This window comes from Rhizobium hidalgonense (assembly GCF_002914525.1).
In the GTDB taxonomy this organism is placed as follows: domain Bacteria; phylum Pseudomonadota; class Alphaproteobacteria; order Rhizobiales; family Rhizobiaceae; genus Rhizobium; species Rhizobium hidalgonense.
The window spans coordinates 123,074-143,293 of sequence record NZ_LODW01000059.1 but is presented as its reverse complement, the minus strand read 5'-3'; the positions used below and the strand labels follow the sequence as shown (position 1 = coordinate 143,293).

General features: G+C 63.0%; 19 protein-coding genes. 9 read left to right on the top strand and 10 right to left on the bottom strand.

What is annotated here, in order from left to right; all coding sequences use genetic code 11:
- Positions 1-63: 63 nt before the first annotated feature.
- Genes ATY29_RS18105 through ATY29_RS18095 form a run of 3 tightly spaced genes read left to right on the top strand, consistent with a single transcriptional unit; the run spans position 64 to position 2,113 of the window.
- Complete coding sequence (locus ATY29_RS18105; protein WP_097532930.1) at positions 64-1,050, top strand: UbiA family prenyltransferase; 987 nt, start codon at positions 64-66, stop codon at positions 1,048-1,050.
- Positions 1,047-1,751, top strand: coding sequence for an HAD family hydrolase (locus tag ATY29_RS18100; RefSeq protein ID WP_003572375.1), 705 nt, complete (start codon positions 1,047-1,049; stop codon positions 1,749-1,751). Before ATY29_RS18105 ends, ATY29_RS18100 begins: the two co-directional genes overlap by 4 nt.
- Positions 1,748-2,113, top strand: a complete 366-nt coding sequence (locus ATY29_RS18095; RefSeq protein ID WP_097532929.1) for a GtrA family protein — start codon at positions 1,748-1,750, stop codon at positions 2,111-2,113. Before ATY29_RS18100 ends, ATY29_RS18095 begins: the two co-directional genes overlap by 4 nt.
- 695 nt (positions 2,114-2,808) lie before the next feature.
- On the opposite strand, the gene lpdA is transcribed toward ATY29_RS18095, so the two are convergent.
- The 7 genes from lpdA to ATY29_RS18060 form a co-directional block, all read right to left on the bottom strand.
- Complete coding sequence (lpdA, locus tag ATY29_RS18090) at positions 2,809-4,206, bottom strand: dihydrolipoyl dehydrogenase (protein ID WP_003572379.1); 1,398 nt, start codon at positions 4,204-4,206, stop codon at positions 2,809-2,811.
- A 4-nt stretch (positions 4,207-4,210) separates the two neighbouring features.
- Positions 4,211-5,443 carry a dihydrolipoamide acetyltransferase family protein gene (locus ATY29_RS18085; RefSeq protein WP_097532928.1) on the bottom strand — a complete coding sequence of 411 codons (1,233 nt, stop codon included), beginning with the start codon at positions 5,441-5,443 and terminating at the stop codon, positions 4,211-4,213.
- Between the two features lie 3 nt (positions 5,444-5,446).
- Positions 5,447-6,460, bottom strand: a complete 1,014-nt coding sequence (locus ATY29_RS18080; RefSeq protein ID WP_003572383.1) for an alpha-ketoacid dehydrogenase subunit beta — start codon at positions 6,458-6,460, stop codon at positions 5,447-5,449.
- Between the two features lies 1 nt (position 6,461).
- On the bottom strand, positions 6,462-7,694 hold the full coding sequence (locus ATY29_RS18075) for a 3-methyl-2-oxobutanoate dehydrogenase (2-methylpropanoyl-transferring) subunit alpha (protein WP_097532927.1): 1,233 nt from the start codon (positions 7,692-7,694) through the stop codon (positions 6,462-6,464).
- Positions 7,695-7,758: 64 nt separating this feature from the next.
- The gene (locus tag ATY29_RS18070; protein ID WP_097532926.1) at positions 7,759-8,886 is read right to left on the bottom strand and encodes an acyl-CoA dehydrogenase family protein; all 1,128 of its coding nucleotides are present in this window, start codon (positions 8,884-8,886) and stop codon (positions 7,759-7,761) included.
- The gene (locus tag ATY29_RS18065) at positions 8,883-10,088 is read right to left on the bottom strand and encodes an acetyl-CoA C-acyltransferase (protein WP_097532925.1); all 1,206 of its coding nucleotides are present in this window, start codon (positions 10,086-10,088) and stop codon (positions 8,883-8,885) included. Before ATY29_RS18065 ends, ATY29_RS18070 begins: the two co-directional genes overlap by 4 nt.
- Positions 10,089-10,110: 22 nt before the next feature.
- Positions 10,111-10,878, bottom strand: a complete 768-nt coding sequence (locus tag ATY29_RS18060) for a 3-hydroxyacyl-CoA dehydrogenase (RefSeq protein WP_003572391.1) — start codon at positions 10,876-10,878, stop codon at positions 10,111-10,113.
- 83 nt (positions 10,879-10,961) lie between these two features.
- Here ATY29_RS18060 and ATY29_RS18055 point away from each other — a divergent pair, with 83 nt between their 5' ends.
- Positions 10,962-12,023: an AraC family transcriptional regulator gene (locus ATY29_RS18055; RefSeq protein ID WP_097532924.1), complete on the top strand. Its 1,062-nt coding sequence runs from the start codon at positions 10,962-10,964 to the stop codon at positions 12,021-12,023.
- A 2-nt stretch (positions 12,024-12,025) separates the two neighbouring features.
- On the opposite strand, the gene ATY29_RS18050 is transcribed toward ATY29_RS18055, so the two are convergent.
- Entirely contained in the window at positions 12,026-12,445 is a 420-nt protein-coding gene (locus ATY29_RS18050) for a hypothetical protein (protein WP_097532923.1), read from the bottom strand.
- Entirely contained in the window at positions 12,435-12,695 is a 261-nt protein-coding gene (locus ATY29_RS18045; RefSeq protein WP_097532922.1) for a type II toxin-antitoxin system Phd/YefM family antitoxin, read from the bottom strand. The genes ATY29_RS18050 and ATY29_RS18045 overlap by 11 nt, the downstream gene beginning before the upstream one ends.
- A gap of 136 nt (positions 12,696-12,831) precedes the next feature.
- Here ATY29_RS18045 and ATY29_RS18040 point away from each other — a divergent pair, with 136 nt between their 5' ends.
- The 5 genes from ATY29_RS18040 to ATY29_RS18020 are packed head-to-tail and all read left to right on the top strand — an operon-like array spanning position 12,832 to position 18,743.
- Positions 12,832-13,977 (top strand): isovaleryl-CoA dehydrogenase, encoded by a 1,146-nt coding sequence (locus ATY29_RS18040; RefSeq protein WP_097532921.1) that lies wholly within the window; start codon positions 12,832-12,834, stop codon positions 13,975-13,977.
- Positions 13,974-15,584: a carboxyl transferase domain-containing protein gene (locus tag ATY29_RS18035; protein ID WP_097532920.1), complete on the top strand. Its 1,611-nt coding sequence runs from the start codon at positions 13,974-13,976 to the stop codon at positions 15,582-15,584. Before ATY29_RS18040 ends, ATY29_RS18035 begins: the two co-directional genes overlap by 4 nt.
- Before the next feature lie 8 nt (positions 15,585-15,592).
- Positions 15,593-17,458 (top strand): acetyl/propionyl/methylcrotonyl-CoA carboxylase subunit alpha, encoded by a 1,866-nt coding sequence (locus ATY29_RS18030; RefSeq protein WP_097532919.1) that lies wholly within the window; start codon positions 15,593-15,595, stop codon positions 17,456-17,458.
- The gene (locus ATY29_RS18025) at positions 17,458-17,910 is read left to right on the top strand and encodes a MaoC family dehydratase (RefSeq protein WP_097532918.1); all 453 of its coding nucleotides are present in this window, start codon (positions 17,458-17,460) and stop codon (positions 17,908-17,910) included. Before ATY29_RS18030 ends, ATY29_RS18025 begins: the two co-directional genes overlap by 1 nt.
- Entirely contained in the window at positions 17,907-18,743 is an 837-nt protein-coding gene (locus ATY29_RS18020; RefSeq protein ID WP_003572401.1) for an HpcH/HpaI aldolase/citrate lyase family protein, read from the top strand. The genes ATY29_RS18025 and ATY29_RS18020 overlap by 4 nt, the downstream gene beginning before the upstream one ends.
- Before the next feature lie 17 nt (positions 18,744-18,760).
- Here ATY29_RS18020 and ATY29_RS18015 read toward each other — a convergent pair whose 3' ends face one another.
- On the bottom strand, positions 18,761-20,212 hold the full coding sequence (locus ATY29_RS18015; protein ID WP_097532917.1) for an efflux transporter outer membrane subunit: 1,452 nt from the start codon (positions 20,210-20,212) through the stop codon (positions 18,761-18,763).
- Positions 20,213-20,220: the final 8 nt, after the last annotated feature.

The following is a 20,220-nucleotide window of genomic DNA, read 5'->3' as shown; positions in this document are numbered from 1 at the left end:
ATGATGTGTATCTGTTGGACGGTGATCGGAAACAGACCGTCTGGCGATGAAGGAGCGTCCGGCATGAACACAAGCCTAAGTGACCGCAGGGTGAGCGCATTGGGACGAGCGGGCTTGCGCGACTATATCGCCATTGCACGGCTCGATCACAGCACGAAGCATGTGTTCATCGTTCCCGGCATCATCCTCGCCTATCTTCTACGGGGGGTGAGAAACGACGACCCGGCGTCCTCGATCCTGCTCGGACTTGTGACCGCGCTCTGCATCGCATCCGCCAACTATTGCATAAACGAGTGGTTCGACCGCGAGTTTGACCGGCATCATCCGACGAAATCGCTGCGGTCCGCCGTGCAAAGCGCGATGAACGGCAGGCTGGTTCAGCTCGAATGGACTGTGCTGCTCATCGTCGGCCTCGGCTGCGCAATCCTATCGAGCAAACTTCTGTTCTTCGTCGCCTGCCTGTTTGCGATTCAAGGAATCCTCTACAATCTGGATCCGATCAGAAGCAAGGACAGGGCCTATCTCGATGTCATCTCAGAATCGATCAACAATCCGATCCGCCTGGTGATCGGCTGGTCAATGATCGACTCAACGAGCCTGCCGCCGGGATCGATCATCCTGGCTTACTGGTTCGGCGGCGCGTTCCTTATGGCGGCCAAGCGCTTATCGGAATATGACGAGATCGTTGCGTCGCATGGCAAGGAGCTGCTGTCGCGTTACCGGGCGAGTTTCGCCCGGTATACCCAGGTCTCGCTGGCCGCCTCCTGCATTGGCTATTCACTTTTTTCGATTGCCTTTCTGTCCGTCTTCCTGGTCAAGTATCGCATCGAGTACCTGCTCGTCCTGCCGTTCGTCGTTGCCTTGTTCACGGCGTATTTCGTAATGGCGACGAAGCCGGGCTCTACGGCGCAGAAACCGGAAAAGCTGTTTCGCGAGCCCGGCCTGATCGCGATCGTTGCGGCCCTTGTGGCGGCCTTCATCTTCACGACGTTCGTCGACATTCCGCTTCTAGTCACCCTGACCGAGCAGCATTACATCACCATCCGATGATCGCGAGGGATGTCGACTGGGGCAGTATCCACTTCGTCATCTTCGACGTCGACGGAACGCTATACAACCAGCGCAGGCTGCGCCTTAGGATGGCCGCCGAATTGATTGCTGATGCGGTGGCGAGAGCCAGCCTGACCAATCTGCGTGTGTTGCGCGCATACCGCGCCCTGCGTGAAACCATCGGCGAGGAGGAGATCGACGATTTTCAGGCGAGCCTTATGGCGCGAACCGTCGCGAAAACCGGCCAGCCAGCTGAAAGAATAACTGCCATCGTCAGCGAATGGATCGAGCGCCGTCCGCTCGCCTATATCGCATCCTGCCGGTACGACGGGCTGGTGGAGTTGTTTGCCGGGCTTAGGCGGCAGAACAAGGCGATTGGGATCTATTCTGATTATCCTGCCGACGAGAAGCTGCGGAGGTTGAGATTGTCGGCCGATTACATATTGGCCGCAAGCGATCCGGGCGTCGGCATCCAGAAGCCTGATCCGCGCGGCCTGCAAATACTGATGCAGCGCGCCGGCGTCGGTCCGGCGCAATCCGTTCTGATAGGCGACAGACCCGAGCGGGATGGCCTTGCGGCGCGCCGCGCCGGTGTCCTGCCGCTCATTCGCTCCGACGGACCGCGGGCGGGCTGGCTGACCTTTTCGACCTATTCGGACCCGGTGTTTGCAGCGCTGCGGGCAGAGGAAGCCTTCGGATGATGTTGTCCAAGGCTATCCGCTATGTGTTCACCGGAGGTCTGGCTGCGTTCGTCGACCTCTCGGTGTTTCGTTTCCTGCTGGCGTTTGGCATGCCCCTCAGCCTTTCGGCAACATCCAGCTGGCTGATCGCGGCCGCCGTCAATTACAGCGTCACCAGCCGCTACGTCTTCAATCAGGCAATAAGCCGCAAGCGCGCTTTACTATTCCTGATCGGCGCGCTGCTCGGCCTGTCGATTAATGTCTGCGTGACACTGAACCTTGTGAAACAGGTCGGGCTCTCGCCCCTGTGGGCAAAGCTTTTCGGCATCGGCACGGCCTTCGTCTTCAATTTCCTGATAAACCTTCTTTGGGTGTTTAGGTAGAGCCCGCAAGTGACGGCGCTATATCTTTCCCGACCTCTGAAGGACGGTGCCGAGGATAAGAGGCGTTCAGCGAGCTTTCGCTCGGAATGTGTTCGACAGTGGCGCGATATAATCATGCGTTAGATATGCGTCCGCCAGCGTCTAGTGAATATTTGCTTAATGTCCGCCCCGAAGGGAAGAAGACATGGTGAAGCTCTTGATGGGAAGCGAACCACTCTCCCGCCTTTCAGTACCAGGCATAAAACACACGCGCGAACGGCCATTTATACCGTAAAGAATTGGCAATCGGCACTGAAGCGGCGGAGTTCGCATAGCCGAACTCGAAAGCTTTCAGAGATGCAACCATTCAGCCGTCGCTGAACAAGAGCGAAGCCCGAGTATTTCGGGAACTCGACGGCATCAATTCGCAAGCCTGGACGAGCGGGACAGGAGCAATGTCTGAGCTGCAAAAGTCTTTGGTGATCTGGTAACAGACGCGCAGGACTGGCGTTCCGTCAGCCATTTTTATGATTTTCGTCTCTCTGCGGTGAGGCTCTCGGCTGGCTTTCAGAGCAAACCGCCTTGTTACTTTAACTGGTCAAGATGGTGTGCTCCGAGCATCTGGAGACCCCTTGAGCGGAATAGCGGTTAACGGCGTCGCGAAGTAAATTCCCGAGCTTCGCATTTCCTGTAATTGGATATGTAGAAGCCTCACCTCAAATATGCAACGCGCTTCCCAAAGCTTTCAGTGCCGCCTCCATGACCGCTTCGCTGCGGGTCGGATGCGCGTGGATAGTGCCGGCGATGTCCTCCAGGCGCGCGCCCATTTCGATCGCCAACGCAAAGGCCGCCGAGAGTTCGGAAACCCCGGCTCCCACCGCCTGCAGGCCGAGCACGAGGTTGGTGTCGGCGCGGGCGACAACGCGCACGAAGCCTTCCTCCGACTGCATCGTCATTGCCCGTCCATTGGCGCTGAATGGAAACTGGCCGGTGCGAATTTCATAGCCTTGCGTCCGCGCGTCCGCCGGCGAGAGGCCAGCGCTAACGATTTCGGGGTCGGTAAAGCAAATGGCGGGAATGCATCTTTTGTCCCAGGCCCGCTTTTTGCCGGCGATGATCTCAGCCACCATCTCTCCCTGCGCCATGGCCCGATGGGCCAGCATCGGCTCGCCGGTCACATCGCCGATCGCAAAGATGCCACGCATCGACGTGCGGCAGCGATCGTCGATCCTGAGATAAGGCCCGGCGCGATCGAGATCGAGCTCCTCAAGACCGGAGCCCGCCGTCCTCGGGCGGCGGCCGACGGTGACGAGGATGCGGTCCGCCGGCAAAGTCTGCTGGTGGCCATCGGACGTCTCGACGATCAATGCTTCGCCGCTGCCGGCAAGACCTATCGCTTTCGCACCTGTCAGCACCCAAATTCCGCTCTCAGTGAGCTTGCGCATGACGGGGCGCACCAGCTCGGCATCATAGAGCGGCAGAATCTGCGGCGTCGCCTCCACGACCGTCACCTCGGATCCCATCTTGGCCAAGGCCGTGCCCAGCTCCAGCCCGATATAACCGCCGCCGACCACCACGAGCTTTTTCGGCAGCTCCGTCAGCGACAGCGCCTCCGTCGAGGAAATGACGCGACCGCCGAAAGGCAGGTTGGCAAGTTCCACCGGATCGGAGCCAGTAGCGATCACCACGGTTTCGGCGCGGATGAGCTGCTGGCCGGTTTCCGTCTCCACTTCCACCGTCTTGCCGTCGCGGAAACGGGCTCGCCCGTGGACGATCTTCACCCGCGCCTTCTGCAAGAGCGCCGAGACGCCGCTTGTCAGCCGGCCGACAATACCGTCCTTCCAGGCAATCGTCCTGCCGAGATCGATCGAGGCGCCTTCGACCCGAATGCCCATCGGATTCTTGCCGGTGAGCATCTTTTGCGTTGCGTCGAACTCCTCGGCGGCATGGATCAACGCCTTGGAGGGGATGCAGCCGACCGTCAGGCAGGTGCCGCCCGGCTTGCCGGCCTCGACGATGACGGTATCGATGCCGAGCTGGCCAGCGCGGATGGCGCAGACATAACCGCCCGGACCGGCGCCGATGACGAGGAGCTTGCAGACAATCTCTTTCATTGGGTCAGCCTTCGATGAAAATGAGCGCCGGCGTTTCCAGCAGCGTGCGGATGCGCTGCACGAAGGTCGCCGCATCCCAGCCGTCGATGATGCGATGGTCGAAGCTGGAGGAGAGGTTCATCATCTTGCGCGGCACGAATTGCGTACCGTCCCAGGCCGGCCGTGTGGCGATCTTGTTGACGCCGATGATCGCCACCTCGGGGTGATTGATGACGGGCGTCGAGACGATGCCGCCGAGCGCGCCGAGCGAACTGATGGTAACGGTGGAACCGGAAAGCTCGTCGCGCGTGGCCGTGCCCGACCGCGCCGCTTCCGCCAGCCGGCCGATTTCGGCGGCGCAATCCCAGATGCCGCGGGCTTCCGCATGCCGCACCACCGGTACGGTCAGGCCGGCCGGGGTCTGCGTGGCGATGCCGATATGGACGGCACTATGGCGCGTGATGATGCCGGCATCGTCGTCGAAAGTGGCGTTGACCTCCGGCTGCTCGGAAATGGCTTTGACCAGCGCCCGCATCAGGAACGGCAGGACCGTCAGCTTCGGATGACCCGGCCGGCGGTCGCCGTTCATGGTGGCGCGCAGCTCCTCGAGCGCGGTCATATCCACTTCCTCCACATAGGTGATGTGGGGAATGCGCGAGGTGGACAGCACCATCTTCTCGGCGATGCGGCGGCGCAAGCCAGTCAGCTTGATCTCCTCGGTCGCCGTCTTCCTGGCAAGACCGTTCTTTGCCGCGACAGGCCCGCTCCCCTGGGCGAGGAACTGCTCGATATCCTCGCGCAGGATCCGCCCGGCCGGCCCGGTCCCCTGCACCTGCCTCAGATCGACGCCGCTTTCCCTGGCAAAAAGCCGCACGGAGGGCGAGGCAAGCGGTTTTTCGGGAGGCGCAGCCGCCGCAGGAGCCGGGGTGGCCGGGGCCGGCTTCGCAGTCGCGACTTTCGTCGTCTCGGCAACCGGCGCCAACGCAACCACCACAGGCTGAGCCTCGACGGCATCGCCCCCCGTCTCGATCCGCACCAGCGGCGCCTTGACCGCGATGCGGTCTCCGACCTCGCCGGCGAGCCAGATGACGGTGCCGTTGACGGGAGAAGGAATTTCGACGGTCGCCTTGTCGGTCATTACGGCGGCGATCACCATATCCTCGCGGACGGGATCTCCTGCCTTCACATGCCATTCCACCAGCTCGGCCTCGGCCACCCCTTCACCGACATCCGGCATCTTGATGATAAATTCGCCCATGGCTCAGGCCTCCATGACTTCGGCCAGCGCGCGACCGACACGGCCCGGACCGGGGAAATAGTCCCACTCCTGCGCATGCGGATAGGGCGTGTCCCAGCCGGCGACGCGCACAACAGGCGCTTCGAGATGATAGAAGCAATGTTCCTGCACCAGGGATACGACCTCGGCACCGAAGCCCGACGTCAACGTCGCCTCATGGACGACAACACAGCGCCCGGTCTTCGTGACCGAATTGACGATCGTATCGAGGTCGAGCGGCAGCAAGCTTCTCAAATCGATCACCTCGGCATCGATTCCGGCATCTTCGGCTGCGGCCAGCGCCACATGCACCATAGTGCCATAGGCAACAACGGTTACCGCCGATCCCACCCGCCGCACCTCGGCCTTGCCGATCGGGATGGTGTAATGGCCATCGGGTACCTCGCCGAGATCGTGTTTCGACCAGGGCGTCACCGGCCGCTCGTGGTGACCGTCGAAGGGGCCGTTGTAGAGCCTCTTCGGCTCCAGGAACATGACGGGATCGGGATCCTCGATCGCCGCAATCAGCAGGCCCTTGGCGTCATAGGGATTGGAGGGCACGATCACCTTCAGCCCGCAGACATGGGTAAAAAGCGCCTCCGGGCTCTGGCTGTGCGTCTGGCCGCCGAATATGCCACCGCCTGTCGGCATGCGCACGACGATCGGGCAGGTGAAATCGCCGTTGGAGCGGTAGCGGATGCGCGCTGCTTCCTGCGTCAGCTGATCATAGGCCGGGTACATGTAATCGGCGAATTGGATTTCGACACAGGGTTTGAGCCCATAGGCGGCCATACCGATCGCCGTGCCGACGATGCCGGATTCACTGATCGGCGTATCGAAGCAGCGTGTCCTGCCGTATTTTGCCTGCAGTCCCTGCGTCGAACGGAAGACGCCGCCGAAATAGCCGACATCCTCGCCGAAAACCACGACATTGTCGTCCTTCGCCATCGAGACGTCCATGGCGCTCCGCACCGCCTCGATCATCGTCATTCTGGTCATGTCAGTACCCCGCCTTCTGCCGCTGGCGGCGGATATGCGGCGGCATCTCGGCATAGACGCCCTCGAAAATATCGCGCACCGACGGCCTGCCACCGGCATGCAGCGTGCCGTGCGCCTCCGCCTGGCGTTGCGCCTCGATCACTTCGTCCATGATTTCGGCTTCCGCCTGCACATGCCGCTCCTCCGACCAGACGCCCTTGACGATCAGATGTTTCTTCAGCCGCAGCACGGGATCGCCGAGCGGCCAGGCCTCTGATTCCGTCTTCGGCCGATAGGCGCTCGGATCGTCCGAGGTCGAGTGCGCGCCGACGCGATAGGTGACATGTTCGATCAGGGTCGGCCCGAGATTGCGCCGGGCGCGTTCGGCCGCCCAGCGGGCGACCGCATGGACGGCGAGATAATCGTTTCCGTCCACCCGCAGCGCCGGAATGCCGAAGCCGAGGCCGCGGGCGGCAAACGTGCCGGAGCCGCCGCGGGCAATGCCCTGGAAGGTCGAAATCGCCCACTGATTGTTGACGATGTTGAGGATGACGGGCGCCTTGTAGGTCGAGGCGAAGACGAGGGCCGAATGGAAGTCGGATTCCGCCGTCGATCCGTCGCCGATCCAGGCCGCAGCAATGCGGCTGTCGTTCTTGATCGCCGAGGCCATGGCCCAGCCGACGGCCTGCACATATTGGGTGGCGAGATTGCCCGAGATGGTGAAAAAGCCGTGTTCCTTGGAGGAATACATGATCGGCAGCTGACGGCCGTGCAGCGGGTCGCTCTCGTTCGAATAGATCTGGTTCATCATCTCGACCATCGGATAGTCGTCGGCAATCAAAAGGCCTGCCTGGCGATAGGTCGGGAAATTCATGTCGCCTTTCGCGAGCGCTTTGCGGAAGGCGCAGCTGACGGCTTCTTCGCCGAGATGCTGCATGTAGAAGGAGGTCTTGCCTTGCCGCTGCGCCATCAGCATGCGGGCATCGAAGGCGCGCAGCGTCATCATGTTGCGAAGCCCGGTCAGCAATTCCTCATCGGCGAGCGACCCGGCCCAGGGACCGACGGCCTCACCGTCACGGTTCAAGACGCGGATGATCGAATAGGCAAGGTCACGGATATCCTCGGATGCGACATCCACCTCCGGCCGCGGCACGGCGCCGGCCTTGGCGATCTTGACGTTGGAAAAATCGGGCTGGCCGCCCGGACGGACAGCAGGTTCGGGGACGTGCAGGCTCAAACGAGCGGAATCCACCATGTTTTTGTTTTCCTCCCTGTGCCAGCCGTGCTCCCCTCCCCGGAAGCAGGGCCGGATGTGGTTCTTATAGATTGCGGGCGATCACCATGCGCTGCACGTCGCTCGTTCCCTCATAGATCTGGCAGATGCGCACATCGCGGTAGATGCGCTCGGCCGGATAATCGGCCATGTAGCCATAACCCCCATGGATCTGGATCGCGTCCGAGCAGACGCGTTCGGCCATCTCCGAGGCAAAGAGTTTTGCCATCGACGCCTCCGACAGGCAGGGCAGCCCGGCTTCCCTGAGGGAAGCCGCGTGAAAGACGAGCTGGCGCGCTGCCTCGATCCGCACCGCCATATCGGCAAGACGGAAGGCAACGGCCTGATGTTCGAAAATCGGCTTGCCGAACGCGGTGCGCTCCCTAGCGTAGTCGCGCGCCGCCTCGAAAGCCGCCCGCGCCATGCCGACCGCCTGCGCCGCAATGCCGATCCGCCCGCCCTCGAGATTGGCAAGCGCGATGCGATAGCCTTCGCCTTCCGCGCCCAACCTCAAATCCGCAGGAATGCACATGGCGTTGAAGGCAATCTGACAGGTATCGGTGGAATGCAGCCCGAGCTTTTCCTCGACGCGGATCACCTCGTAGCCCGGCGTCTCCGTCGGCACGATGAAGGCGGTGATGCCCTTCTTGCCGGCGTCGGGATCGGTAACCGCAAAGACGATGATGACATTGCCGTTCTTTCCCGAGGTGATGAACTGCTTGGCGCCGTCGATCACGTAGTGGTCGCCGTCACGCCGCGCCCGGGTTTTCAGGTTCGAGGCATCGGAACCGGCTTGCGCCTCGGTCAATGCAAAGCCGCCGATCCATTCGCCGCTTGCGAGTTTCGGCAGGAAGCGCTGCCGCTGCTCCTCGGTGCCGAATTTGAGGATCGGCACGCAGCCGACGGAGCTATGCACGCTCATGATCGTCGAGCACGGCCCGTCGCCGGCGGCAATCTCCTCGAGTGCTGCAGCATAGGCGAGCACACCGGTATCCGAGCCGCCATAGGCCTCCGGCACCAGCATGCCAAGCAACCCGAGCTCGCCCATCTCCTGCAGTTCCTCACGCGGGAAGAGATGCTCCCGGTCGCGTCTGGCTGCCCCCGGCGCCAGCCGATCGCGGGCAAAATCGCGGGCGACATCTGAGATCTGCTGCTGAAGGTCGGAAAGGATCATCTGCCTGCCCTCCCCTCAGTCCGCTCGATGGCGACGGCCGTCGCCTCGCCGCCGCCGATGCAGAGCGCGGCCATGCCGCGCTTCAGATCGTAGCGCGCAAGCGCCGCAAGCAGCGTCACAAGGATGCGGGCGCCCGACGCGCCGATCGGATGGCCCAGCGCGCAGGCACCGCCATGAACATTGACCTTTTCATGCGGCAGGTCGAGATCGCGCATCGCCGCCATGGCGACGACGGCGAAAGCCTCGTTGATTTCGAAGAGATCGACGTCCGAGATTGCCATGCCGGTGCGGTCCGACAGCTTCTGCAGCGCGCCGATCGGTGCGGTGGCGAAAAGATTAGGCGCCTGTGAATGGGTGGCGTGGCCGAGGATCGTGGCGAGCGGCGTCAGGCCGCGATGCTCGGCCTCGGAGCGGCGCATCAGCACCAAGGCTGCCGCGCCATCGGAAATCGAGCTGGAATTGGCGGCCGTCACCGTGCCGCCGTCGCGGAAGGCGGGCTTCAGGGTCGGGATCTTGTCGAGCCTGGCCTTGCCGGGTTGTTCGTCGCGGCTCGCCACCTGCTCGGTCCGCCCCGATTTCACCGTGACCGGCACGATCTCGCTTTCGAAACTGCCCTCCGCGATCGCCTTCTGCGCCCGCGTCAGAGAGGTGATGGCGTAATTATCCTGCGCCTCGCGCGTGAACTGATAGGCCTCAGCGCATTCCTCCGCGAAGCTGCCCATCAAGCGCCCCTTGTCATAAGCATCCTCCAGCCCGTCGAGGAACATATGATCCACGACACGCCCATGGCCGAGCCTATAGCCGGCGCGGGCTCGATCAAGGAGATAGGGCGCATTCGTCATGCTTTCCATGCCGCCCGCGACGGCTATCGAGCCGCTGCCGGCGGCGATCAGATCATGGGCCATCATGACCGCCTTCATGCCGGAGCCGCACATCTTGTTGACGGTGCTGGCCCCGGTCGAAAAAGGCAGGCCGGCATGGATCGCCGCCTGTCGCGCCGGCGCCTGCCCCAGGCCTGCCGGCAGCACGCAGCCGAAGACGACCTCCTCGATCGCCTCGGCCTCGACGCGGCTGCTCTGCAGCGCCGCGCGGATTGCCGCAGCTCCGAGGCCCGGCGCCGTCGCCTCCTTCAGCTCTCCCTGGAAACTGCCGATCGGCGTGCGTGCCGCACCGACGATGACGATGGGATCCTGCTGTGCCATCTTTCCTCCTTCGGGCAAGCGCTTACCGCGCGCCCATTCGCAATGCCCCGTCGAGGCGGATGACCTCGCCGTTCAGCATGTTGTTTTCAAAGATATGGCGCACCAGCCCGGCAAATTCCGCCGGCCGGCCGAGCCTCGGCGGAAAGGGCACGCTTTGGCCAAGGGCTGCCTGAACCTCGGCCGGCATGCCGGCCATCATCGGCGTCTCGAAAATGCCGGGCGCGATCGAGACGACGCGGATGCCGTGGCGGGCAAGCTCGCGGGCAATCGGCAAGGTCATCGCCGCCACCCCGCCTTTGGAAGCGGCATAAGCCGCCTGGCCGATCTGGCCGTCGAAGGCGGCAGCCGACGCGGTGTTGACGATGACGCCGCGTTCGCCTTCCGCATCCGGCTCCGCCGTCCGGATCGCTGCTGCGGCAAGCCGGATCATGTTGAACGTGCCGATGAGATTGATGCTGATGGTGCGCTCAAAACTCTCCAGCCGGTGCGGCCCGTCGCGGCCGATCACCTTTTCGGCCGGCGCAATGCCGGCGCAATTGACCAAGCCGTGCAAGGCGCCGAAGGCTTCCACCGCTGCGGCGACCACCGCAGCCCCACCCTCGCCATCGGTCACGTCGGCTTTGACGAAGCGGGCATCGCTGCCGAATTCCCGGGCAATCCTTTCGCCCGCGTCGACGTTGAGATCAGCAATCGTCACGCGTCCGCCGGCCTCGACCAGCATGCGCGCCGTCGCCGCTCCCAGCCCGGAACCGCCGCCGGTGATGATGAAACTTGCTCCACGGATCAGCATCAATCTGTTCCTCCCCGCCGGCCATGCCCTCCTCGAAGCGCAACCGGCAGAGATGATTTTATTCACTCCGCCTATTGCAAGCGATGACAGAAGTGCTCCATTATTTCGGCCAGTTTTGCCATAGCGTGAGGTTTGATATGGCCGAGATCGAGCGACGGATGATCGCACCGGGCTTTGTCGAGGAGGCGCTCGACAGCCTGCGGCGGCTGGGCAAGCCGACGGAACCGATCCTTGACCGCGTTGGGCTGCCGGTCGTCATCGACCAGCCGGTTTCGGCGGAAACCTATGGCGCGCTCTGGCTGGCGATCGCCGCCGAACTCGATGATGAATTCTTCGGCATGGGCTGCCGTCCGATGCGCAGCGGCAGCTTCACGCTGCTTTGCCATTGCGTGCTGCATGCACCGACGCTCGGTCATGCGCTGCGCCGGGCGCTGCGCTTCCTCGATGTCGTGCTCGACGACCCCTGCGGCAGGCTCGTCATTCGCGACGGCCTCGCCGAGGTCGAGCTCCAGGATGCCGGCGGCCCGCGCTCGGCTTTCGCCTACCGCACCTACTGGATCATCCTGCACGGGATCACCTGCTGGCTGGTCGGCCGGCGCATTCCGATCCGGCTCGTCGATTTTTGCTGCGCCGAGCCGAAGCAAGGCGCCGACTACCGGCTTTTCTTCGGCGCACCAGTACGCTTCTCGCAACCGGTCAGCCGGCTCGGCTTCGACAGCGCCCTGCTCGACCTACCGATTTCACGCAGCGAGCTGGCGTTGAAACAGTTCCTGCGCGGCGCGCCCGCCAATATTCTGGTGCGCTACCGCTACGATGCCGGCATCGCCGCCGCCGTCCGCCGGCGATTGAACCAGGTGACGCCGGCCACGTGGCGCAGCTTCGCCGAACTCGCCGCCGACATGCGCATGCCGCCCTCGACGCTGCGCCACCGTCTGCACGACGAGGGACAAAGCTATGCCGCCATAAAGGACGACATCCGCCGGGACCTCGCCGTCGAACTGCTGCTGAATACCTCGAAAACGATCGGCGAGATCGCCGTGCAACTCGGCTATTCCGAACCCAGTGCCTTCTTTCGAGCCTTCCGGAAATGGGTGGGCAAGAGCCCTGAGACTTTCCGGCGAGAGGAAGCAGAGAATCTATCGTAGGGTCAGTCGAACCGCTTAACTTGACCCGATTGACTTCGCACTTTTGCGAACAACGCGGCAATTTTCATCACGAAGGATTTGCTGAAGCGACCGAGGACTGCCTGATAGGGCTCGATGTACCAGGAGTGCTCGACGATATCGTAATTGTATTCGTCTACGACGATCCAGCTCTGCTTGAGATCTCCAAGGCCGGCCCGCCGACGCTCGATATCGGGAATTTCAAGGGCAATTCTCCCCGCCTGCGGCGGCTGCGTGGTAATTGCCAGGAGCACAAGGTGCGTATTTCCGTCACGCGCACTACGAATTGCGATCACGATACAGACCGGTCGCGGTTTTCGTCCTTCTGTCTCGCCGCGTTGCTGCTGCCATGCCCAGAGATAAGGATAGCTTATCACCTCACCGGGGCGAAACTCATGGCTCATCGTCGTAGCCTTCGCCCTGTGCCAGTCGCTCGATCGACTCACCGAACAATTCGGCATGCTCATCCGGCATCTCCGAGGTAGTATGGGCGCGACGCGGATCCATGCCGCTACGCATCCGTTCGTAGTGCTCATAGCTCATCAGCACGAAACGCGGCTTGTTATGCCGGGTGAGAACGATCGGTTCGCGGCTCGCAGCATCGGTAACGTCGCCGACCTGCTTGTTGAGATCCCCTGTCGTGAACTGTCGCATGATAAAATCTCCCACGTTATTTCCATATATTCCATGTTTTCCATGTTTTCAAGAAAACAGAGTTCTTGCACACCTCCTTCCGAGGCACTTTGAACCTTTCGCAACCCGCGCTACATATTTCAGCGGGAGGAGTGCCATGTTTGATTTCTCGCTCGGGGAAACTGCGGACGCGATCCGTGAAACGACGGCGCGATTTGCTGCCGATCAGATTGCTCCGCTGGCTGCGGAAATCGACGAAAGCAACACGTTTCCGCGCCAGATCTGGCCCGAAATGGGCGCACTCGGCCTGCATGGCATCACCGTCGAGGAAGAGTTCGGCGGCGCCGGTCTCGGTTATCTCGAGCATGTCGTCGCCATGGAGGAAGTCTCGCGCGCCTCGGCCTCGGTGGGTCTTAGCTACGGCGCGCATTCCAATCTCTGCGTCAACCAGATCCGCCGTTGGGCCTCGACGGAGCAGAAACGCCACTACCTGCCGAAGCTGATCTCCGGCGAACATGTCGGCTCGCTTGCCATGTCCGAGGCCGGCGCCGGTTCGGATGTCGTCTCGATGCGACTGCGTGCCGAGCCAAAGGGAGACCGCTATATCCTGAACGGCACCAAGTTCTGGATCACCAATGCGCCGCATGCCGATGTGCTCGTCGTCTACGCCAAGACCGATCCGGCCGCCGGCGCGAAAGGCATCTCCGCCTTCATCATCGAAAAAGGCCTGCCCGGTTTCAGCGTCTCGAAAAAGCTCTCCAAGCTCGGCATGCGCGGCAGCGACACTGCCGAGCTGGTCTTCGAGGATAGCGAGGTGCCGGCCGAGGCGCTGATGGGCCGGGAGGGAGAAGGCGTGAAAATCCTGATGTCCGGCCTCGACTACGAGCGCACGGTGCTTGCTGGCGGTCCGCTCGGCATCATGCAGGCCTGCCTCGATGTCGTGCTGCCCTATGTGCGCGATCGCAAGCAGTTCGGCAAAGCGATCGGCGATTTCCAGCTGATGCAGGCCAAGATCGCCGACATGTATGTCGCGCTGAATTCGGCGCGCGCCTATGTCTATTCCGTCGCCCGGGCCTGCGATGCCGGCCGCACGACGCGCACGGATGCGGCGGCCGCGATCCTCTTTGCCAGCGAGAATGCCGTCAAAGTGTCGCTGGAGGCGATCCAGGCGCTCGGCGGGGCCGGTTATACCAAGGAGTGGCCGGTCGAGCGCTTTTTACGCGATGCGAAGCTGTATGATATCGGCGCCGGCACGAATGAAATCCGCCGCTATCTCATCGGCCGGGAGCTCATCGCATCATGACCGTGATTTCGACGGCGATCGACCGCGACAGCGAAAGCTTCCAAGCCAACACAGCCAAGAATCGAGCCCTCGTCGCCGAACTCCAAGACCGTTCGGCAAAGGCGCGCGAGGGCGGATCGCCGACGGCGCGCGAACGCCACACCGGCAAAGGCAAGCTCCTGCCGCGCGACCGCATCCAGTTGCTTCTCGATGCCGGCAGCCCCTTCCTGGAGATCGGCACGCTGGCGGCCAACGGCATGTACGGCGACGAGGCGCCCGGCGCCGGCATCATCGCTGGCATCGGCCGCGTATCCGGCCGCGAGGTGATGATCGTTGCCAATGACGCGACGGTAAAGGGCGGCGCTTATTACCCCCTGACGGTGAAGAAACATCTCAGGGCGCAGGAGATCGCCCTGCAGAACCGGCTGCCCTGTATCTACCTGGTCGATAGCGGCGGCGCCAATCTTCCGCATCAGGCTGAAGTCTTTCCCGACCGCGATCATTTCGGCGCGATCTTCTACAACCAGGCGCAGATGTCGGCCGAAGGCATTCCGCAGATTGCCTGCGTCATGGGAAGCTGCACGGCCGGCGGCGCCTATGTGCCGGCCATGTCTGATGAAACGGTGATCGTGCGCAATCAGGGCACGATCTTCCTCGCCGGCCCGCCGCTGGTCAAAGCCGCCACCGGCGAGATCATCTCGGCCGAAGAACTCGGCGGCGCCGAAACCCATGGCCGCCGCTCCGGCGTCGTCGATCATGTCGCCGAGAACGACGAACATGCGCTGCTCCTCGTGCGCGATATCGTCGCCAGCCTCAACAGCGTGAAATCGGTCGATATCGACATCCAGCCTCCGCGGCCGCCGAAACTCGATCCCGAGGATCTCCACGGCCTCATCCCCGATGACGTGCGCTCGCCCTATGACGTGCGCGAGGTGATCGGCCGGATCGTCGACGGCTCGGAACTGCATGAGTTCAAACCGCTCTACGGCACAACGCTCATCTGCGGCTTCGCCCGCATCTGGGGCATGCCGGTTGCCGTCATCGCCAATAACGGCGTGCTGTTTTCCGAAAGTGCGCTGAAGGGCGCGCATTTCATCGAGCTCGCCTGTCAGCGCCGGGTGCCGCTGCTCTTTCTGCAGAATATCTCCGGCTTCATGGTCGGCGGCCGCTATGAGGCGGGCGGCATCGCCAAGGATGGGGCAAAGCTGGTGACGGCGGTCGCCACCGCGACCGTGCCGAAGGTCACCGTCATCATCGGCGGCAGCTTCGGCGCCGGCAATTACGGCATGTGCGGCCGCGCCTATCGCCCGCGTTTCCTCTTTACCTGGCCGAACAGCCGCATCAGCGTCATGGGCGGCGAACAGGCGGCCTCCGTTCTCGCCACCATCCGCCGCGACGCAATGGAGGCGCGCGGCGAGAACTGGCCTGTTGGCGACGAGAAGGCCTTCAAGGCGCCGATCCGCGCCGGCTACGAGGCGGAGGGCAATCCCTATTATGCCACCGCCCGCCTCTGGGACGACGGCATCATCGACCCGCGCCAGACGCGCGATGTGCTGGGTCTTGCCTTTTCCGCCTGCCTGAATACGCCGATCCCGAAAGGGCCGCGCTTCGGCCTGTTCCGGATGTGAGGCGCGATATGATGGAAAGCCTGCTCATTGCCAACCGGGGCGAAATCGCCCGCCGCATCATCCGCACCGCAAAGCTTGCGGGCATCCGCACGATCGTCGTTTATTCCGAAGCCGATGCCGGCTTGCCTTTCGTGAGAGAAGCGGACGAGGCAATCGCCATCGGCCCCTCCCTGGCTCGCGAAAGCTATCTCTCGCCGGACCGCATCCTGGAAGCAGCCCGCAAAACCGGTGCTGCCGCCATCCATCCCGGTTATGGTTTCCTGTCGGAAAATGCCGAATTTGCCGAAGCGGTTGAGATGGCCGGAATCATCTGGGTCGGCGCGCCGCCGGCTGCCATCCGGGCGATGGGGCTTAAGGATGCCGCCAAGGAACTGATGCAGGCAGCCGGCGTGCCCGTCACCCCGGGCTATCTCGGGCCGGACCAGAGCGAAGCAAGACTGGCGGCCGAGGCCGATGCCATCGGTTATCCCGTGCTCATCAAGGCGGTTGCCGGCGGCGGCGGCAAGGGCATGCGCCGCGTCGACCGCCCGCAGGATTTTGCCGAGCTTCTCGCCTCCTGCCGCCGCGAGGCAGCCGCCGCCTTCGGCGACGACCGCGTCCTGATCGAACGCTATATCGCCAATCCGCGCCATATCGAGGTGCAGGTCTTTGCCGACACGTTCGGCAACTGCGTCCACCTCTTCGAACGCGATTGTTCGCTGCAGCGCCGTCACCAGAAGGTCATCGAGGAGGCCCCTGCCCCCGGCCTCGATGCCGCCACCCGCGCTGCGATCTGCGATGCGGCGGTGAAAGCGGCAAAAGCGGTGAACTATGTCGGCGCCGGCACCATCGAATTCATCGCCGACGCTTCTCAAGGCCTGCATCCCGACCGTATCTGGTTCATGGAGATGAATACGCGCCTGCAGGTGGAGCATCCGGTCACAGAAGCCATAACAGGCGAGGATCTGGTGCTCTGGCAGCTGAAGGTCGCGAGCGGCGAGCCGCTGCCGAAAAGCCAGGACGAGATCGTCATCAACGGCTGGGCCTTCGAAGCCCGGCTCTATGCCGAAAATCCCGCCGCGGGCTATCTGCCTTCGATCGGCCGGCTCGAACATCTCAAACTCCCGGCGAGGGTCCGCGTCGATAGCGGCGTCGAACAGGGCAATGAGATCACCGCCTTCTACGATCCGATGATCGCCAAGATCGTTGCGCATGGACCGACCCGCGAGGCCGCACTGTCGAAGCTCGCAGCCGCCTGCACCGGCATCGAGGTCTGGCCGGTCAGATCCAATGCCGGCCTGCTCGCCCGCATCGCCGTCGATCCGGATTTTCGCGCCGCACGCATCGATACCGGCTTTCTCGACCGCCACGGCGAAAGCCTTGTCACAAGCGAGCCTGACGAGACGGTCATCGACAGGGCAGCCACGGCACTTTCGAAGGATACGTGTGGCGACCCCTGGTCCGCACTTGCCGGCTTCCGCATTGCCGGGCCAAGCGACAGCCGCGTGCGCCTGCGCATCGACGGTCACCTCCATTGGGGACGCGCGCGCGCCGATCTCGAAGCAAACGTTATCGAGATGGACGAGGCGACCGTGCTTTTCGATGCGGGAAATGCCTGGTCGATCGGCCTGCCCCATGCGGGCGAAATCGAGGCAAATCACGGCGCGGGCGACGGCGCGATCCTTTCGCCCATGCCAGGCCTCGTCATCTCGGTGGATGTCGCCGAAGGCGACCCTGTCGCCAAGGGGGACCGTCTATTGACGGTGGAAGCGATGAAGATGGAACATGCGTTGCGCGCACCCTTCGACGGCATCGTCGGAAAATTGCAGGTTTCCACTGGGGCCAGGGTCTCGGAAAACCAGCTAGTCATCAGTGTCATCAAGGAGGAGGCATGATGGCCGGCCGCTATTTCGACGAGTGGACGGTCGGCGACCGCATCGCCCACGCAATCCGTCGCACGGTTACCGAGACCGACAACCTGCTGTTCACGACGCTATCCCACAATCCGCAGCCGCTGCATCTCGATGCCGATTATGCCGCCGGCACCGAATTCGGCCGGATCGTCGTCAACGGCACCTTCACCTTTGCGCTGACCGTCGGCCTTTCGGTCGGCGACACCACGCTCGGCACGCTCGTCGCCAATCTCGGCTATGACAAGGTGACGATGCCGAAACCGGTCTTCATCGGCGACACGCTGCGGGTGGAAACCGAGGTGACAGAGCTGCGCCGCTCGAACTCCCGCCCCGATGCCGGTATCGTCACCTTCCGGCATGTCACGTTGAACCAGCGTGAAGAGATCGTCTGCCAGTGCCTGCGCACGGCGATGCTGAAGGTGAAACCGTCATGAGGCTGCGCTCGTTGCTCTTCGTGCCCGCCGACCGGCCGGAGCGTTTCGAAAAAGCGCTCGCCTCCGGCGCCGATGCCGTCATTGTCGATCTGGAAGATTCGGTTTCGCCAGCGAACAAGCCGCGAGCACGGGAGGCCGTGCGCGAATTCGTCCTCCGCTATGGTGGCCAGACCGCACTCCTGATCCGCATCAATCCCCTGACCTCCCCCGAATTCGAAGCCGACCTTGCCGCTCTCAGCGGCCTTCATCCCTTCGCCGTCATGTTGCCGAAGGCCGAGGGCGCCGCTTCCGTGCGCAAACTCGCAGTCTCGCTGACGCCAGCCATTCCCATCCTGCCGATCGCCACCGAAACGCCATCCGCGATCTTCGAGATCGGCAGCTACCGGGAGGTCTCGGCGAACCTTTGCGGCCTGACCTGGGGCGCCGAGGATCTGCCCGCCGCGATCGGGGCTACGACTGCGCGGAGGACGGATGGCCGTTATACCCCGCCTTACGAACTTGCGCGCTCGCTGACGCTGTTCGCGGCCCATGCCGCCGCCGTTCCCGCGATCGAAACCGTCTATCCCGATTTCCGCGATCTCAAGGGTCTGAGCGCCTATGTCGGCCGCGCCCGGCGCGACGGCTTTTCAGGCATGATGGCCATCCATCCGAGCCAGGTCGAAGCGATCAATCACGCCTTCACGCCTGACGTTTCCGAAATCGCCTGGGCAGAGAAAGTCGCCGCCGCCTTTGCCGCCCGGCCCGACGCCGGCGTCATCCAGCTTGACGGGCGCATGCTCGACTTGCCGCATCTCAAGCTCGCGCTCCGCCTTCTGGAAAGCGCCGGGCGATAGGCCGAAGTGACGGCGAATCAGCCCGATTTTGCCGTTGGCTTGGCAGCGGCATGCTCCGGCCCGAGGTAACCAGCGCCGATGGCGACGTAGAGATCGACATAATCCTTGGCGACCTGCTGCACCGCGGCCGCAAGACTTGCTTGAGCATCGGAGACCGAACGCTGCGCGTCCAGCACGTCGAGCAGCGACGAGGCGCCGTCCTTGTAGCTCGTGGTCGAAAGCGCCAGCGATTCCTGCGACGTCTCTACCTGCCTGCGCAATGGCTCGAGCTTCTGCGTGTCACGGCGAACGGCCGAAAGCGCGTTTTCGACCTCTTCGACACCGTTTAACACCGCCGCTTTCCACGCCAGATATTGCGTTCTGGCATCGGATTTCTCGATATTGACATTGGCCCGCAATTTGCCGCCATCGAAGATCGGCAGGTTGAGCGATGGTCCGAAGGACCAACTGGTCAGGCTGGCGCCGCTGGCGCCCGATGGTTTGACCCAGCTCGGCGAAATTGAGCCGGAAAGCGCGATCGACGGGTAAAGCTGGGCTTCGGCAGCACCGATATCGGCGACGGCAGCGGCCAACTCGCGTTCGGCCTTTCTTATATCGGGACGGTTGCGGAGGAGATCGGCCGGAATGCCGGCGCGAATGTCACCGCGGAAAACCGGCTGGCCTACACCCTTCCGCAGTTCGTCCGTCAGCGAAGCTGCCGGCATCCCGAGCAGAGTAGCAATGTGATGGGCCGATTCGGTGAAGCTCTGTTCGAGGCCGGGAATGTCGGACTTCGTCGACTGTACCAAGCCTTCGGCCTGAACGACGTCGAGGCGGGAGGCCGCACCGGCTTTCAGCTGCAGCTGCGTGAGTTCGTAAGTCTGCTGGCGGGATTTCAAGCTCGTCTGTGAAAGCGCGATCCGCTCCTGATAATAGCGCGCGTCGATATAGCTCTCGACCAGGTCTTTCAGGAAGGTGAGCTTTGCATTGTCGGCCGTCGCATAGGCGGCCCCCAGCGAGGCAAGCGCACTCTCCTTCGAGCGGCGGTACTGGCCGAAGATGTCGAGCAGCCAGGAAAGGCTGGCCTCCCCGCCTGACGTGTTCGTCGTGCCGACGGTCGTGCGCAACCGCCCCTTCTCGCCGGATAGCGTATGCGATCCGTCGACCGTCAGGCTCGGCAGGGCGCCGGCGCCGGCAACCGTGACATTGGCTGAAGCCGAATTGATGCTTTCGAGTGCCTGCAGCACATCGAGGTTCTCGGCGAGGCCGTGGGTTACCAGGTCGTCGAGCCGCTTGTCGCGATAAGCGGTCCACCACTCGGCCGTCACGACATTGCCGTTGCTCTTGCTGCTCCCCTCTTCGAATTTCGCCGGAAGCGGCATCTGCGGAGGAACGTGATCCGGGCCGCTGACGCAGCCTGCCAGCAGAAGCGCGAGTGCCGATGTCGCGTAGCGGAGGGATGATAGTCTTGTGCAAAGCGACGTACTCACTGGGGAGC